This is a genomic window from Gordonia sp. 852002-50395_SCH5434458, from assembly GCF_001665905.1.
GTDB lineage: Bacteria > Actinomycetota > Actinomycetes > Mycobacteriales > Mycobacteriaceae > Gordonia > Gordonia jacobaea.
On the sequence record NZ_LZTC01000055.1, the window covers coordinates 23,675 to 40,547 of the forward strand.

The 16,873-nt window shown below is 65.2% G+C and carries 14 protein-coding genes; 9 read left to right on the plus strand and 5 right to left on the minus strand.

Annotated features, from left to right (window positions below; all coding sequences use genetic code 11):
• Nucleotides 1-134 precede the first annotated feature (134 nt).
• From A5785_RS13270 to A5785_RS13280, 3 genes are all read left to right on the plus strand, one after another.
• On the plus strand, nt 135-575 hold the full coding sequence (locus A5785_RS13270; protein ID WP_005208917.1) for a DUF1844 domain-containing protein: 441 nt from the start codon (nt 135-137) through the stop codon (nt 573-575).
• A gap of 159 nt (nt 576-734) precedes the next feature.
• Nucleotides 735-1,034, plus strand: a complete 300-nt coding sequence (locus A5785_RS13275; RefSeq protein ID WP_005208919.1) for a DUF1540 domain-containing protein — start codon at nt 735-737, stop codon at nt 1,032-1,034.
• Between the two features lie 106 nt (nt 1,035-1,140).
• Nucleotides 1,141-1,527, plus strand: a complete 387-nt coding sequence (locus tag A5785_RS13280) for a hypothetical protein (protein WP_152930025.1) — start codon at nt 1,141-1,143, stop codon at nt 1,525-1,527.
• 59 nt (nt 1,528-1,586) lie between these two features.
• Here A5785_RS13280 and A5785_RS13285 read toward each other — a convergent pair whose 3' ends face one another.
• Nucleotides 1,587-2,015, minus strand: a complete 429-nt coding sequence (locus tag A5785_RS13285) for an Lrp/AsnC family transcriptional regulator (protein WP_049698136.1) — start codon at nt 2,013-2,015, stop codon at nt 1,587-1,589.
• 68 nt (nt 2,016-2,083) lie between these two features.
• Here A5785_RS13285 and A5785_RS13290 point away from each other — a divergent pair, with 68 nt between their 5' ends.
• Complete coding sequence (locus tag A5785_RS13290) at nt 2,084-2,725, plus strand: LysE family transporter (protein WP_049698137.1); 642 nt, start codon at nt 2,084-2,086, stop codon at nt 2,723-2,725.
• Nucleotides 2,726-2,776: 51 nt separating this feature from the next.
• On the opposite strand, the gene uvrA is transcribed toward A5785_RS13290, so the two are convergent.
• Nucleotides 2,777-5,659, minus strand: coding sequence for an excinuclease ABC subunit UvrA (gene uvrA / locus A5785_RS13295; protein ID WP_049698138.1), 2,883 nt, complete (start codon nt 5,657-5,659; stop codon nt 2,777-2,779).
• 290 nt (nt 5,660-5,949) lie between these two features.
• Here uvrA and A5785_RS13300 point away from each other — a divergent pair, with 290 nt between their 5' ends.
• From A5785_RS13300 to A5785_RS13315, 4 genes are all read left to right on the plus strand, one after another.
• Nucleotides 5,950-6,636 (plus strand): MBL fold metallo-hydrolase, encoded by a 687-nt coding sequence (locus A5785_RS13300; RefSeq protein ID WP_049698551.1) that lies wholly within the window; start codon nt 5,950-5,952, stop codon nt 6,634-6,636.
• Nucleotides 6,637-6,836: 200 nt separating this feature from the next.
• The gene (locus A5785_RS13305) at nt 6,837-7,844 is read left to right on the plus strand and encodes a DoxX family membrane protein (protein ID WP_049698139.1); all 1,008 of its coding nucleotides are present in this window, start codon (nt 6,837-6,839) and stop codon (nt 7,842-7,844) included.
• 56 nt (nt 7,845-7,900) lie between these two features.
• Nucleotides 7,901-8,668 (plus strand): hypothetical protein, encoded by a 768-nt coding sequence (locus tag A5785_RS13310; RefSeq protein WP_049698140.1) that lies wholly within the window; start codon nt 7,901-7,903, stop codon nt 8,666-8,668.
• Nucleotides 8,665-11,004 carry a HelD family protein gene (locus tag A5785_RS13315; RefSeq protein ID WP_049698141.1) on the plus strand — a complete coding sequence of 780 codons (2,340 nt, stop codon included), beginning with the start codon at nt 8,665-8,667 and terminating at the stop codon, nt 11,002-11,004. The genes A5785_RS13310 and A5785_RS13315 overlap by 4 nt, the downstream gene beginning before the upstream one ends.
• A gap of 20 nt (nt 11,005-11,024) precedes the next feature.
• Here the strand turns inward: A5785_RS13315 and helR are convergent, their stop codons facing one another.
• The 3 genes from helR to uvrB form a co-directional block, all read right to left on the minus strand.
• Nucleotides 11,025-13,211, minus strand: a complete 2,187-nt coding sequence (helR, locus tag A5785_RS13320; protein WP_049698142.1) for an RNA polymerase recycling motor ATPase HelR — start codon at nt 13,209-13,211, stop codon at nt 11,025-11,027.
• A gap of 278 nt (nt 13,212-13,489) precedes the next feature.
• Nucleotides 13,490-13,930: a universal stress protein gene (locus A5785_RS13325; protein WP_049698143.1), complete on the minus strand. Its 441-nt coding sequence runs from the start codon at nt 13,928-13,930 to the stop codon at nt 13,490-13,492.
• A gap of 173 nt (nt 13,931-14,103) precedes the next feature.
• Nucleotides 14,104-16,266 (minus strand): excinuclease ABC subunit UvrB, encoded by a 2,163-nt coding sequence (gene uvrB / locus A5785_RS13330; protein ID WP_049698144.1) that lies wholly within the window; start codon nt 16,264-16,266, stop codon nt 14,104-14,106.
• A 79-nt stretch (nt 16,267-16,345) separates the two neighbouring features.
• Here uvrB and A5785_RS13335 point away from each other — a divergent pair, with 79 nt between their 5' ends.
• Nucleotides 16,346-16,867 (plus strand): DUF402 domain-containing protein, encoded by a 522-nt coding sequence (locus tag A5785_RS13335; RefSeq protein ID WP_064866940.1) that lies wholly within the window; start codon nt 16,346-16,348, stop codon nt 16,865-16,867.
• Nucleotides 16,868-16,873 lie beyond the last annotated feature (6 nt).

The following is a 16,873-nucleotide window of genomic DNA, read 5'->3' on the forward strand; positions in this document are numbered from 1 at the left end:
GACCGGACCGTACAACTGCGTGAATCGCGTGTGCGGCAAGCGCACATATTCGACGCGTCGTAGCGGTGGGAGCGGAACTCCACTTGCGACCCCGGCGCCAACCGGGGCGGTCGTGCTATGGAAGTCTAGCAGTCATGCCCGAGAACACCTATTCGCCTTCGGGCGACGATGCAGGTGACGACCTCACCGGCGTTCCGAACAACGATTCCGCGCGTCCGGACGTGACTACTTCCACAGACGATGATGACAACGTCCGTGACATGGCCGACATTCCCTCGATCGAGGTCGTGACCCGGGCCATCGTCATGCTGATGAGCGCGTCGGCGGAGAAGCTCGGCCTGGCGCCGGGGGCATCCGAAGACGACGCCGATCTCGATGAGGCCCGAAAACTCATCACCGCACTGGCCGGACTCGTCGACGCAGCCAAACCGGATCTCGGCGTTCATGCCGCTCCCATCCGAGACGGACTCAAGCAACTGCAACTGGCGTTCCGCGACGCGAGCGCATACCCGGACGAGCCAGGCGAGGGCCCCGGCGAGAAGTACACCGGACCGGTTCGAGACCGTCGTCGGTGACGCTCTCGTTGGCCGCGAATTCACCGCGATGTAGGTAGCGCTTACCTAACGTTTCAGCAGGTCAGGCGAGCCTTTGCTTGCTGGAAAGGGTCAACGGACTCACCTAGATTGGAAGGCAGGGCAGATACCCGCCCGCCAACCTCGATCCAGGAGTTCACGATGGCCACGCTCGAAATGCCACATGTCGCCGAATGCACCGTCAGTGAGTGTTCCTACAACCACGACGGCTGCCACGCGTTCGCGATCAACGTCAGCGGAACCAACGGCACTGCCGACTGCGCGACGTTCATCCCCCTGACAACTCGCGGCGGCCTCGACCGCGTCTCCACCCAGGTCGGTGCATGCCAGCGGGTCGACTGCGAGCACAACGCGAATCTCGAATGCACGGCCACTGCGGTCCGTATCGGTGCAGGCGAGAGTTCCGACACCGCGAACTGCCTCACCTACTCCCCTCGCTGACGGCTTCGCGTCACCAGACCACTCTGCAGCCCTCGACGGACGTCGTGCGGGTCATTCTGTGACCAGCGCGGCGTCCGTCGTTTCGTATGCGGGCTAGCCTGAATCCATGACCTCCGAAGGTGCGCACGACCACGACCCGGCCGATCCGACACGGACGACCTCCTCGGCCGGCGGCACAGAGCCCGTCGGAGAGATCATCGACGCCGAGGTCCTGGATACGGAAGTCGTCGACACCGCCTCTCCCGGATCCAGCTTTCCCGGCTCGACGACCATCTCGAGCCCCGGGCACATCGATCCCGACTACAGCGAGCAAGGTGTGCCGAGTTTCGATTTCGTCCGCGACAAGATCGAGAAGCGCATCTCGACCGCGATCGGTTCCCAGGAGTTGGCTGAGGGCACGCCCGAGGGCCAGGGCGTCGACGACATGATGCGCAAGCGCGACGAGGCCGCGAAGAAGAAGCTCGACGAGATCCGAAAGTCCATGGGGCACTGACACTCCCCACCACTCTTCTCCCCCGGCCTCGGCGAACCTCGCGCCGGCGGCGAACCCAGTCAGTGATCCGGCCGCAGCGCGATGCGCGTCTGGGTCTGCGCGGCACCGGCGTCGCTCTTGAGCCGCCGAAGCAGTCTGTCGAGTCCCGCGGTGTCGGCCACCGATACCTGCAGCAGGTAGTCGTAAGGGCCGGTCACGTGGACCGCGTCGCGCACCATCGCCTCACGTTGCGCCCACCGCAAGAACTCCTCCGAGTCGCGATCAGGGTGCAGCCGTACGTCGATGAACGCTTCGATCCCGGCCGGTGACGGTGCGTCATCGGTGCTGATCACCGCGCGATAGCCGAGGATGACACCGTCGCGCTCGAGGCGTCGCACCCGCGCTGCGGCACTGTTGGTTCCAAGCCCCACAAGCCGACCGAGCGCACTGAACGATGCGCGACCATCATGGCGAAGTGCCTCTATGATCTGTCGGTCGATCGGGTCCACATCGAAAAGATATCAGTCGAAGCGACATCTTTTAGGCATCGTCATCAACCGCGGTCGATGGTGGTCAGATGTCGGTGATCCACGCACTCACACTCGGTCTCGTGGCGGGTTTCGGTATTGCGATGCCGCTCGGTGCGATCGGTGTGATGCTCATGCTCGAAGGAGCGGAGCGCGGTGTGCGCAGTGCACTCGAGGCCGCGGCCGGGGTCGCGACGGTCGACGCCGTCTACGCCGCCGCGGCCACAACGTTCGGAGCGGCGATCGCACCGTTCATCAGCCGTCTCGGCCCGTATCCCGGCATCGTCGGCGGCAGCGTGCTCTTACTCGTGGCGGCGCACGCCATATTCCGCGCACACTCGGCGTCGAGCCGTGCCCAGTCGACGTCGAGCCGTGCCCAGTCGACGAGGGGGCACCGCTACCTCATGTTCGTCGGGTTGACCGCGATGAATCCGGCGACGCTCATCTACTTCGCATCCATTGCCGTACCAGCTGTCGCCTTGCCGAGCGGGGGCCACATAAGTGGTTGCGGCGCAGCACTATTCGTGGCCGGGGTCGGCCTCGGTTCCCTGCTGTGGCAGGCGGTTCTGGCGATCGCCGGGGCGGCCGCCGGTACTCGGATAACCGGCAGCGGCCGTCGACTCACGATCATCGCCGGAAACGCCGTCGTCGCTTTGCTGGGCGTGTCACTGATCGCAGCATCACTGCACTGAACCAGATCGGCTGGACGAGACCGGCTGATCGGGACCGCGGGCAAACACGAATCAGCCGGCAGTCGCGACCGGCTCCCCTGTCTCGAGCACGTCGGCGAGGAACTTCCCGGTGTGGCTTCCCGGTGTCTCCGCAATGTCTTCGGGAGTCCCCTCGGCGATCACCGTGCCACCGCCCGTTCCACCTTCTGGTCCCATGTCGATGACCCAGTCGGCAGTCTTGATGACGTCGAGGTTGTGCTCGATCACGATCACCGTGTTGCCCTTGTCGACCAGTCCGTTGATCACGTCGAGGAGCTTCTTGATGTCCTCGAAGTGCAGGCCGGTCGTCGGCTCGTCGAGGATGTAGACGGTTCGGCCTGCCGACCGCTTCTGCAGTTCGGCGGCCAGTTTGACGCGCTGGGCCTCACCGCCCGAGAGTGTCGGTGCGGGTTGTCCGAGACGGACGTATCCGAGGCCGACGTCGACGAGCGTCTTGAGGTAGCGGTGGATCGAGGTGACAGGCTCGAAGAAGTCGGCGGCCTCCTCGATCGGCATGTCGAGAACCTCCGAGATGGTCTTGCCCTTGTAGTGCACCTCGAGGGTCTCGCGGTTGTACCGCGCACCGTGACACACCTCGCAGGGAACGTAGACGTCAGGCAGGAAGTTCATCTCGATCTTGATGGTTCCCTCGCCCTGACACGCCTCGCAGCGTCCGCCCTTGACGTTGAACGAGAACCGTCCTGGCTGGTAGCCGCGCACCTTCGCTTCGGTCGTCGCTGCGAACAGCGTGCGGATCTTGTCGAAGACGCCTGTGTAGGTCGCCGGATTCGAGCGCGGTGTCCGACCGATCGGCGACTGATCGACCTGCACGAGCTTGTCGAGGTTGCCGAGGCCGTTCACGCGAGTGTGCCTGCCCGGTACCTGACGCGCACCGTTCAGCTTGTTGGCGAGCACCGTCGCAAGGATGTCGTTGACCAGCGTCGACTTTCCGGATCCGGACACCCCGGTGACAGCGGTGAGCACGCCGAGCGGAAACGAGACGTCGATGCCGCGCAGGTTGTGCTCGCGCGCCCCCACGACGGTGAGTTGGCGGTTCTTGTTGATCGGCCGACGGATGGGCGGGACCGGAAGCGTCTCGCGGCCGGACAGGTAGTTGCCCGTCAGCGACTTGCGGTTCTTCAGCAGATCCTTGTAGCTACCGGAGTGCACCACCTTGCCGCCGTGCTCGCCCGCGCGCGGTCCGATATCGACTATCCAATCGGCTGCGCGGATCGTGTCCTCGTCGTGTTCGACCACGATCAGCGTGTTGCCCAGATCGCGCAGTCGCGTGAGGGTGTCGATCAGTCGACGATTGTCGCGCTGGTGCAGTCCGATCGACGGTTCGTCGAGGACGTAGAGGACACCGGCGAGACCCGAACCGATCTGAGTGGCCAAACGGATTCGCTGCGCCTCGCCACCCGACAGCGACCCTGCGGCACGGGACAGCGACAGATAGTCGAGTCCGACGTCGAGCAGGAACGTGATGCGTGCCTGCACCTCTTTGAGGACGCGGCCGGCGATCGCCTCCTGGCGTTTGTCGAGCTTCAATCCGCCCAGGTAGCCCGCGGCGTCGGCCACCGACAGCGCCGACACCTCGGCGATCGATTTCGGTCCGTATTCGGGGTGATCGAGCGTCACCGCGAGGATCTCCGGACGCAACCGCGCACCCTGACAGACCGGGCACGGAACGTCGCGCATGTACCCCTCGTACCGTTCCTTCATCTGTTCGGATTCGGTCTGGTCCATGCGGCGGTTGAGGAACGCCATGACACCCTCGAACTCGGTGTAGTACGAGCGCGTCCGTCCGTACCGGTTACGGAACTTGACGTGCACCTGGTGCTCGCTGCCGTTGAGCAGCGCGTTCCGCGCCTTGGCGGGCAACTTCTTCCACGGGGTGTCGACGTCGAATCCCATCTCGTCGGCCAGACCGGACATGAGTCGCAGGAAGTAGTCGGCGTTGTGTCCGGTCGACCAGGGGGCGATGGCGCCCTCGGAGAGTGAGAGGTCGGGATCGGGCACGACGAGGTCCTCGTCGACCTCCTTGCGAATCCCGAGGCCGTCGCATTCGGGACATGCGCCGTACGGCGAGTTGAAGGAGAACGACCGCGGCTCGAGATCGTCGATGGCGATCGGGTGTCCGTTCGGGCACGCCATGCGCTCGGAGAATCGACGTTCGCGGTGGGGATCGTTCTCCTCGATGTCGACGAAGTCGAGGACGACAATGCCATCGGCAAGCCGCAGGGCCGTCTCCACCGAGTCGGTGAGACGCTGCTTGGCGCTCGGCTTCACGACGAGCCGGTCGACGACGACGTCGATGTCGTGCTTTTCCTGCTTCTTGAGCTTGGGCGGGTCCGTCAGCGAATGGATCTTGCCGTCGACGCGCGCACGGGAGAAGCCCTGGGTCTGCAGTTCGGCGAAGAGGTCGACGAACTCACCCTTACGAGTGCGGACGACCGGCGCGAGGACCTGAAAGCGGGTGCCCTCGTCCATGGCGAGCACCTGATCGACGATCTGCTGAGGTGTCTGCTTGGCGATCTCGGCACCGCAGATCGGACAGTGTGCGACGCCGGCGCGTGCGTAGAGCAGGCGCAGGTAGTCGTAGACCTCGGTGATCGTGCCGACCGTCGACCGAGGATTGCGGTTCGTCGACTTCTGGTCGATCGACACCGCGGGCGAGAGTCCTTCGATGAAGTCGACGTCGGGCTTGTCCATCTGCCCGAGGAACTGCCGCGCATACGCAGACAGCGACTCCACGTAGCGTCGTTGGCCCTCGGCGAAGATCGTGTCGAAAGCCAGCGACGACTTCCCCGAACCCGAGAGTCCGGTGAACACGATGAGGCTGTCGCGGGGCAGATCAACATCGACACCGCGAAGGTTGTGTTCGCGGGCACCACGGACGATCAAACGATCAACCACTACTGTCCTATCCACATGTCTTGGCTGGTCCATACGTCTTGGCCAGCCCCTGCGCGGGATCGCCGCGCATCCGGCCGCCGCTGGGCACCGATCGTCGACCGATGTCACGTTGGGCGTGTCTGTCTCGTTGGGCGTGTCCGCGGCTCACCATAACGGCAGCCACCGACAAGAAATCTCGACGCCGAGCCGGCGGTCTCCAGGCGGCGTCACAACACTTGTCAACGATACGCGGCCCACCAGGTGTTCCCATCCTCGTCCACCGCGTCGACCTGCGTGGCTACGCTGAGTTCATGACCTCGTCCGACCTCACCATCACCGACGAATACACCGGCGATCTGTCCGAGACCGGCCCGCAGCGCCGCACACTGAGCAACGCCTCGATCGTGAAGATCTCCGTTGGGCCCATGGACAACAACGTCTACATCGTCACCAGTGTCGCGACCGGCGACCAACTCATCATCGACGCCGCCAACGATGCGGACACCATTCGCGATGTGCTCGACGAACTCGACGGCACCCCGCGCACGATCTTCACCACGCACCAGCACTACGACCATTGGCAGGCACTTGCCGACGTCGCGTCAGCGACGGGAGCGCCGACCGCGGCCGGCAGGATCGACGCTCCCGAACTGCCCGTGACCCCCGACATCCTCCTCGACGACGGCGACGTGCTGACCGTCGGCGACCTGACCTTTGACGCAATCCACCTCGTCGGCCACACGCCCGGATCGATCGCGCTGGCACTCACCGATCCCGCAAGCGGCGTCGTCCACCTGTTCACCGGCGATTCCCTCTTCCCGGGCGGCGTCGGAAAGACCTGGGCGCCAGGCGACTTCGACACTCTCGTCGACGACGTCGAGACCAAGCTCTTCGAGCGCTATCCCGACTCGACCGTCGTGTACCCCGGCCACGGCAAGGACACGACCCTCGGCACCGAACGCCCGTCGCTGGACGAATGGCGCGAACGCGGCTGGTGAGAATCGGCCTACACGCACAACACTTGCGCCAGATCATCAACTCCGCCGAGCGCCCCGACACCGGACGGGTAGCCTCGATAGAGCGCCGCCGACCCCAGTCCAACGCGTGATCGACCAACGCAGTGACCGAAGAGCCGCAGTAAACGAAAAGCACAGTGACCGACTAACACAGTGACTTCCGAAGGGACCGTGTCAACAAGATGATCCTCCGCCGTATTGCCCGACCGATGCTCGCATCGGTGTTCATCGTCTCCGGCTATGACGCCCTGCGACACCCGCAGAAGCGAGCAGAAATCGCGGAGCCCTTCGTGGAGAGCACCGTCGGTGTGCTGCCGGACGAGGTCACCTCCGTCATCCCCACCGATCCGGTCACGCTGGTCCGAGTGAACGGCGGCATCCAACTCGCGAGCGGTGTCCTCCTTGCGACGGGCAAGTTCCCACGCTTCGCGTCGGCCGTTCTGGCGGGCTCCCTCGCACCGACGACGTTCGCCGGCCATCCCTTCTGGGAAGAGTCGGACCCGGTTGCGCGGAGTATGCAGCGCACACACTTCCTGAAGAACCTGAGCCTGATGGGCGGCCTGCTGATCTCGGCGGCCGACACCGAGGGCAAGCCCTCGCTCGCGTGGCGTGGTCGACGCAAGGCCGACGCCGCACTCGCGGCCCTGCCACTCGGCGCGAAGGCGAGCACCACAGCGTGGGATTCGATCCGCGAGCACGCACAGGATTCCGCGTCGACGCTCGGTGAGAAGTCCAGCGAGGCCGCAGGTCTCCTCAAGCAGGACGCGCACAAGTTGGGAGAGCGTTCTGCCGAGGCCGCGGAGAAGTTCCGCGATCGTGCGCCCGTCGTCGCAGAAAACGCCCGCGAGCGTTCGGCGGAATTCGCCGACAAGGTGCGCGACCGTGCGCCCGTCGTCGCAGAAAACGCCCGCGAGCGTTCGGCGGAGTTCGCCGACAAGGTGCGCGACCGCGCCCCCGAGATCGCTGAGACGGCACGCGAGCGCTCCACAGAATTTGCCGACAAGGTGCGCGACCGCGCCCCCGAGATCGCAGAAGCCGCTCGGGAGCGCTCCGCAGAGCTCGCCGAAGCCGCGCGGGAGCGTTCCGCAGAGCTCGCAGAGTCGGCCAAGGAACTGGTGTCGACCGCAGGCGACAAGGCCGACGCAGCCGTCGCCGACAGCAAGAAGCGCTGGCGCAAGGCCCGGTCCTGACCCCTTCGCTCTACGCGCGGACCCCATCGCCTTCGGAACAGACTCCGAGCGGGCGCATGGGGTCCGCCGCGTTTCCGCCACAGCACTATCCGTGGGTCGCGGACACCGACTACGCCCCTCTGGAGATGCGCCACGAAGGTCGCACGCTCATGGTTGCCGTCGGTTCCAACGCATCACGCGCGGTGCTGACCACAAAGCTCGCCGATGTGGGCGGCGTCGACATCCGTCCTGCCCGCGTCGTCGTGAGCGGTATCGCTGTCGGGTATTCCGGCCACGTGTCGGCCCGCGGATACATTCCGGCAGCTCCCTTCGCGTCCCCCGGCGCCAACACACCTCTGACGGCGTTCTGGCTCGACAACGACCAACTCGCCGCACTCGACCGCACCGAACCCAATTACCATCGATTGACAGTGACCACGACTTCTCATCCCCTGCGTGAACTCCTCGACGACGTCGACTCCGCTCCCCTCCGCTCACCGATGCCGGTGCGCGAGTTCGCCATATACGCATCACGACACGGAATCCTCACCGATCGACGCTCGACCCCGCTCCCCTTCTCGACCCAGTCCGCAGTCCTCGCGCACCTTGCGGAAGCGCTCGACGACCCGTCGCTGGCGGAGCCGCCCGCGATCGTCTGCGCGCGACTCGGCGACACCGACGCGGGCAAGGATCTGACAGCGGGCAAGGATCTGACACGGCGCATCCAGAGCCGCGGACAGTGCCGTCCCGACGGCCTCAGCCGCGACACCGCACCCCACCATCCCGACAGCACCGCACATACCGCATTCGGTACGCACGCCGAACCCGACGATGAGATCCGATGAGTACCTCGCCGACACACACCGAACGCACCGATCCCCGGATCGATGAGGAACAGACACACCTCGACGCCGTGTACGGGCGTCTGGACAGGATGCGTGCCAACACCCGTCGTCGACTCGCCGCAACCCTGCGCGAGTCCGCGGGAACCCCGCAGGCGCTGTCCGAACGCGAGTCCTACGAACGCATGTACGTCGACGACCTCGCGAAATACGATGCCGCCGAACACAATCTGTATTTCGGCCGCCTCGACCTCGACGACGGCGAAACCCGGCGGATCGGACGCATCGGAGTCCTCGACGACGATGACGGCGACACGACACTGCTTCTCGACTGGCGGGCGCCCCTGTCGCGAGCGTTCTACCTCGCAACGCCTGCAGCGCCGGAAGAGGTCGCTCGCCGCAGACACATCCGCACGCGAAATCGTGGCGTCCGTGAGGTCAACGACGAATTCCTCACCGCGGGTGAGGCTTCGATCGACGAGTCAGCGCACGGCGACGTGGTCAACGAGTCCGCGCTCGTAGCTGCCCTCAACGCCGCACGTACCGGCGAGATGACCGACATCGTCGAGACCATCCAGCGCGAGCAGGACCTCATCATCCGGTCACCGCACCGCGGCGTCACGGTCATCCAGGGCGGCCCCGGCACCGGCAAGACCGCCGTGGCGCTCCACCGCGCCGCATACTTGCTGTACACACATCGAGACATCCTCTCGCGCAGTGGAATCCTCATCATCGGCCCCAACAGCGACTTCCTCGACTACATCGGCCAGGTGCTGCCTTCGCTCGGTGAGTCCGGAGTGCTCCTCGCGACGATCGGCGAGCTCTTCCCCGGCGTCACCGCGACCGCCGACGAACCTCGACGCACCCGAGAGGTCAAGGGGCGCTTACAGATGCTCGACGTGCTCAAGCGCACGGTTCGGGCACACGAGTCGCTGCCGACCAAGCCGGTATCCGTGGACTTCGACGGTTACCGGGTCGAAATCGACAGTGCACTCGTCAAGGCAGCGCGTACGGCGGCCCGCGGGTCGCGCAGGGCGCACAACCAGGCGCAGCCGGTATTCCTGCGCTCGGCACTCGACGCACTCGCCGCCCGACACTCGGCGGCGATCGGCGCCAGTCTGCTCGACGGGTCGCAACTCCTCACGCCCGCCGACCTCAAGGACATTCGCGACGACATGGGTCGCGATCCGGATATCCGTGAGGCGGTGCTCGCCTTCTGGCCGACGCTCACTCCGACGGACGTTCTCCGCGACCTCTACGACGACCCCGCCGCCATCCGCAAGGCCACGCCGGGCTGGTCCGACGATGATCGCGCAGCGCTCCACCGGGCACGCCGCAGGCCAGTCGGCAAAGCGGAAAAGGGCAGCGAGAGCGACGAGTTCACTCCCGCCGACGTTCCGTTGCTCGACGAACTGGCCGAACTCGTCGGCTACGGCACCGATGAGGCCGAACGTGCCGAACGCGAGCGGTGGCGTCGACAACTCGCCGACGCCCAGGATGCGCTCGACATCCTCACCGGCTCGGCACCACAGGATCTCGAGGACGAACTCGACCCGGAGATCCTGATGGCCTACGACCTGATCGACGCAGAGCAACTCGCCGCGCGCCAGACCGACGTACAACGCGCGACCACCGCGGAGCGCGCCTTCAACGACCGCACCTGGACATTCGGCCACGTCATCGTCGACGAAGCCCAGGAGTTGTCCGGTATGGCGTGGCGCATGGTGATGCGCCGAATCCCGAACCGGTGGATGACCATCATCGGCGACACCGCACAGACCGGCGACCTTGCGGGCACGACGTCGTGGAGCGAGGTACTGACACCCTACGTCGCGAACCGTTGGCAGTTGCGCGAGCTGACCGTCAACTACCGCACGCCGAGTGAGATCATGACCTACGCCGCGCGCGTCCTGGCGCACGTCGGCGATTCACTGACACCGCCGACCTCGTTGCGCAGCAACGGAATCGATCCGTATGCCCGTTCGGTGTCAACTGCCGAGCTCGTCGCGACTGCGATCGAGGAGGCCACGCGACCGGAACTGCGCGGGCTGACCGGAATCGTGGTGCCCGACAGCCTCTTCGACGCCACCTCGCAGTTGGTCGCCGGCCTCGACCCGACGACACTCGGCGTCGACGAGCTCCCCCGCGTCCACACGGTCACCACCTGTAAAGGGCTCGAGTTCGACACGACTGTCGTCGTCGAACCGAGCGCACTCATCGCTCAGTCGCCGCGCGGATACAGCGATCTCTACGTCGCGCTGACCCGCAGCACGCAGCGCCTCGTCGTGGTCAACGCCGACCCGCTGCCAACAGAGCTCGACGACATGCCGCGTCGCTGAACGGCTTTCGACGACGCCCGTCACACTCCTGATCGCTCATCCTGATCGCCCGTATGGTCGCCCTCGGGGTGCAGGATGACGAGTTCGCGGGTCGCACGAGTCATCGATACGTAGCGGTCGACGGCCCCGGTGATCCCCGAGCCGAAGACCTCGGACTCGACAACCACGACCAGATCGAACTCGAGGCCCTTCGCAGTGATCGGATCGAGTGCGCGCACCCGGCCCGTGCTGGTGAAGTCCGGATCACCGATCACACACGCGACGCCCTCGTCATTGCGCGCGAGCCACTCGGCGAGGATCACATCTCGGTCACCGTGCGAGGCATGTCGAACGGGCAGTCCCGATTCCCTGATCGACGACGGCACGTTGGCATCCGGTATGGCAGCTCGGATCACCGGCTCGGCCGCCTCCATGACCTCGGCGGGCGTTCGATAGTTGATCAACAACGACTCGACGCGCACGTCCCGGCATCCGACGCTGCGAAGCCGTTCCGACCACGACTCGGCGAACCCCGCCCGCGCCTGCGCCCTGTCGCCGACGATCGTGATGCTTCCGGACGGGTTGCGCCGCAGCACCATTCGCCACTGCGCCGGGGTGAGTTCCTGCGCCTCGTCGACGATGATGTGCGCGAACGGCCCGTCGAAGGTGCCGGGCTCGATGTCCGGCGCGGCCGAATCGTCGACAAGAACGTCGCGCAGGTCTTTCTGCCGAAGCATCGACATCAGGCCCTCGCCGTCGTCGTAGGTCGTCGACGCCATGAGGTCGTCGACGACGAGGTCCATACGACGGCGCTCGGCTCGCAGCGCGGCGGACCGGCGGCGACGCCGATCGTCCGCACTGCGGTCTCCCAATCGGTTGCGCGCGGCGTCGAGAAGCGGGAGGTCGGCGTCGGTCCACGCATCCGGACGCTCGCGCTGGAGCCGTCGCACGTCATCCGGCGCCAACCACGGCGCACACATTCGGAGGAACGCGGGAACCGACCACAGGTCGCCGACGAGATCCGTCGCGTCGAGCATCGGCCACGCGCGCCCCACTGCCGCCGCAAGAGAGTCGTTGCGCCGCAACGATTCCTGCACGTCGTCCAGGTCGAGGTCATCGTTGCCGATGCGTCGCCGCACCGTCTCGGCCAGGTATTGCCAGATCGCGCCGCGCGCCTCGTTGTGTGGCATGCCGGCCTCGGGCGCCGCGAATGCTTCGGCCCAATCCCGCCGCCGCAGAGTCACATCCGCCCACTCGGTCTCGACAAGAAGCGGTTCCGTCGGCGGTTCCTCGTACCACCGCACCGCCGTCTCGATCGCGTCGACCATCCCCGCCGTCGACTTCAGTGCCGCCGCCACATCGTCGGCCTCTCGCACCGCGGTATCGCCCTCGGCGACCAGATCGCGCAACGTGCACGTCTGCACGCCTTCTTCACCGAGACTCGGCAAGACATCGGCGACATACGAGAGGTACTGCTCGTGTGGTCCGACGATCAGCAGACGTCCGCGCGTGAGCCGCGCGTCGGAGTAGAGCAGGTAAGCGGCGCGATGCAGCGCGACGACGGTCTTTCCGGTGCCGGGGCCGCCGTCGACGACCAGCGCGCCTGCCGAGTCGGCGCGGATGATGGCGTCCTGGTCGGCCTGGATCGTCGACAACACGTCACGCATGCGTGGCGAACGGCTCGCGGAGAGGCCTGCGAGCAGCGCCGAATCGCCGTCGAGCCAGACCCCATCGTCGGCGGCGTCCGCGGTGAACACTTCGTCCCAGTAGTCGGTGATCTGCCCGCGCGTCCATCGGTAGCGTCTGCGGGAACGCACGCCCATCGGCTGCGCCGCGGTCGCGTTGAAGAACGGAGCAGCGGCGGGGGTCCGCCAGTCGACGAGCAGTTGGCGGCCCGACTGATCGGTCACCCCGACGCGACCGATGTAGACGGGGTCAGGCTCGTCGATCAGCGTCATCCGGCCGATGCACAGGTCGAGGCCATAGCGACGCAGCGTCCGCAGACGGCTGGTCAACTGATGAATCTCGAGGTCGCGATCCGATGCGCGCTGCCCACCTCCACCCTCTGCCCTGCGCGCGGCGTCGAGCCTGGCTGAGAGCGCATCGACCGTGCCGGCGAGGGATGCAGTGGTGTCCTCGAAATGGCGCACGTCGCTCTCGATACGAGTCGGGACGGATTTCGGTGACTCGGGCGGAAGATTGAAGACATGGTCGGTCACTGCGGGCACTGGGCGACTCCGAAAAAGGCTGGGCGGGGGGCGGAATCACCGATTGTGCACCCGGATGGGGGCCTTGCGGCAAGGCCCCTACCTCGCGTTATAGTGAAAAGGGCAGGGACGCAGCAGTGACCACGGCGGATCGGGAGTCACGCTCCCCACAGCACATCGCGACGGCTTTCATCACGACGACTTTTCATCACGGCGGCATACGTCGAACCACCAGCACACGCGCAACAGCTGGGCAGACGAATCCGTCTGCCCGGCTGTTGGTTTCGAGGAGAAGCGAACTAGGTGGTGTGCACGATCAGCACATCGCACGCAGACTTACGCGCGACGTCGGCCGGCACCGAACCCAGCAGACGTCCCGCAATCGAATTCAGTCCACGATTGCCGACGACGAGAAGATCAGCTTGAACATCGGTGACCAACTGCAGCAGAGCATCCACGGGTGCGCCCTTCACCGGGCGTGCCACGATCTGCGTGCCCCCCGACTTCGATGCCCGCTCCTTCGCCCGACGCAGAATCTCGTCGGTCGGGGCACTTCCGGTCACCTGATAAGCCTCGTCTTTAAGGACGTCCGCAGCCTCACCGGCGCCGCGATCGTTCGGAAAATATGCACATGCGATCACCAATTTCGAATCGCCCGCGATCGCACCCGCGCGATCGACCGCCTTCAACGACGATTCCGATCCGTCCGTTCCGACGACGATCGTCTGGTAAGCGCCCATCCCTGACCTCCACACATGTCTGATTCCGCACATTCGCGGACTTCATCGATCACGACAACTTTAGAGTCACCTGAATCGGCAGGATAGTGTGCCACGCAACATTTGTCCGATGATCACGGCGATCGCTACACCGCGCACCCGAGTGGGACGAACGTCCCAATGGGGAGTGCCAACTACTTGATTCCGGCGGCATCCATGCCGCGCAGCTCTTTCTTCAGATCTGCGATCTCGTCGCGCAGCCTTCCGGCGAGTTCGAACTGCAGATCGCGAGCCGCGCTCATCATCTGCTCCGTGAGTTGCGCGACGAGATCGGCGAGCTCGGCTCGTGGCATCGATCCCACATCTCGCTTCTCGACGACCCCCGCGGAGCCGCCCTTCGCCTTCGAGACTTCTCCCTGCGCTCGCCGTCCACGGCTGGCGTTGCGGCCGGAGCCACCGACGTCGACTGCCGAATCCTCCGCTTCGCGGTACACCTGATCGAGGATGTCGGCGATCTTCTTGCGCAGTGGTTTCGGGTCGATGCCGTGTTCTTTGTTGTAGGCCACCTGCTTCTCACGACGACGCTCGGTCTCTTCGATCGCGTTGCGCATCGACTCGGTAACCGTGTCGGCGTACATGTGCACCTCACCCGAGACGTTACGGGCAGCACGCCCGACAGTCTGGATCAGCGATGTCGTCGACCGCAGGAATCCCTCCTTGTCGGCGTCGAGGATCGCGACGAGCGACACCTCGGGAAGGTCGAGTCCCTCGCGCAGCAGGTTGATACCGACCAGCACGTCGTATTCACCCGATCGGAGCTGCCGCAGCAACTCGACCCTTCGTAGCGTGTCGACCTCGGAATGCAGGTAGCGCACACGGATACCGAGTTCGAGAAGGTAGTCGGTGAGATCTTCTGCCATCTTCTTGGTCAATGTCGTCACCAGCACGCGTTCGTCGCGCTCTGTGCGATCACGGATCTCGTGAACCAGGTCGTCGATCTGCCCCTTGGTCGGCTTCACCACGATCTGCGGATCGACCAGCCCGGTCGGGCGGATCACCTGCTCGACGAACTCTCCGTTGGACTGGCCGAGTTCGTACGCGCCCGGCGTCGCGGACAAATAGACCGTCTGCCCGATACGACCGACGAACTCGTCCCAGGTGAGCGGACGGTTGTCGACCGCGGACGGTAGCCGGAACCCGAAGTCGACCAGATTGCGCTTGCGCGACATGTCGCCCTCGTACATGCCGCCGATCTGCGGGACCGTCACATGCGACTCGTCGATCACGAGGAGGAAGTCGTCGGGGAAATAGTCGATCAGCGTTGCGGGGGCGCTGCCCGCCGGCCTGCCGTCGATGTGGCGCGAGTAGTTCTCGATGCCCGAGCAGAACCCGACCTGCCTCATCATTTCGAGGTCGTAGCTGGTGCGCATGCGCAGGCGCTGCGCCTCGAGGAGTTTGCCCTTGCCCTCGAGGTCGGCCAGGCGCGCCTCGAGCTCTTCCTCGATGCTCGTCATCGCCTTCTCCATGCGCTCAGGTCCCGCGACATAGTGCGTCGCGGGGAAGATGCGCAGCGTGTCAACCTGTCTGACCACATCACCGGTCAGTGGGTGCAGATAATAGAGCGCCTCGACCTCGTCGCCGAAGAACTCGATCCGCACCGCCAACTCTTCGTACGACGGGATGATCTCGACGGTGTCGCCGCGGACACGGAAGCTTCCGCGGGTAAACGACATGTCGTTACGGGTGTACTGCACGTCGACCAGCAATCGAAGCAGTGCGTCGCGGTCGATCTCGTCGCCGACCTCCACCTCGACCGAACGGTCGAGGTAGGACTGCGGCGTGCCGAGGCCATAGATGCACGACACCGATGCCACGACCACCACGTCGCGCCGTGACAGCAGACTCGACGTCGCGGAGTGCCGCAGGCGTTCGACGTCGTCGTTGATCGACGAGTCCTTTTCGATGTACGTGTCGGTCTGGGCGATGTACGCCTCGGGTTGGTAGTAGTCATAGTACGAGACGAAGTACTCGACAGCGTTGTGCGGCAACATTTCTCGAAGTTCGTTGGCGAGCTGCGCAGCAAGTGTCTTGTTCGGTGCCATCACGAGCGTCGGGCGCTGGACCCGCTCGATCAACCACGCGGTGGTCGCGGATTTACCGGTGCCGGTGGCGCCGAGTAGGACGATGTCGCGCTCCCCCGCCCCGATACGACGTTCGAGGTCGTCGATGGCTTTGGGCTGGTCACCTGCGGGCTCATACTCGCTGACCACCTCGAATCGACCCTCGGTACGTTCGACGGCGCCGACAGGACGGTGCTCGGAGTGCGCGAGAATCGGGTGTTCGGTAGCAAAAGCCATAGTGCCAGGGTAAACGCGACCTATGACAAATCTGTTCCGGATTCACGCACACCCCGTGACCTGCGGTTAAGGTGTGACGATGTCCGATCTGCACCCGCCGAAGCGGGAGATCTTCGACGTTCCTGCAATGACCAATACGGACAACAAGGGGTTCGTCCGACCGGTGGACCGATACGAGGAGACCGCGTTCGGTCTCTACATGTCGCGCACGGCCGATCACCCCAGATTCAGGCACCTCGAATCCTGGCTGCTCCCCGCACTCGGACTTCGCGCGAACATCTTCCACTTCGTCGATGGGCATCGGACCGGGCAGCGCCTCTACCTCGACATAGGACGCTTCCACGGTCCCGACGACGATGGCCGCTGGCACGCCGAGGACTGGTACCTCGACCTCGTCGATGTTCCCGGTCGCCCACTCGAACTCATCGACGTCGACGAATTGTTCGACGCACACGCAGCGAGCCTGTTGTCGACCGCCGAGTGCGAGGAGGCCGTCCACATCGCACGGCGGGCACTGGTGGGTGCGGCCGAACATGACCACGACATCCAGAAGTGGCTCGACACCGCGAACGGCGGCCGCGTGTCGTGGCTCGACGACTGACGTCGC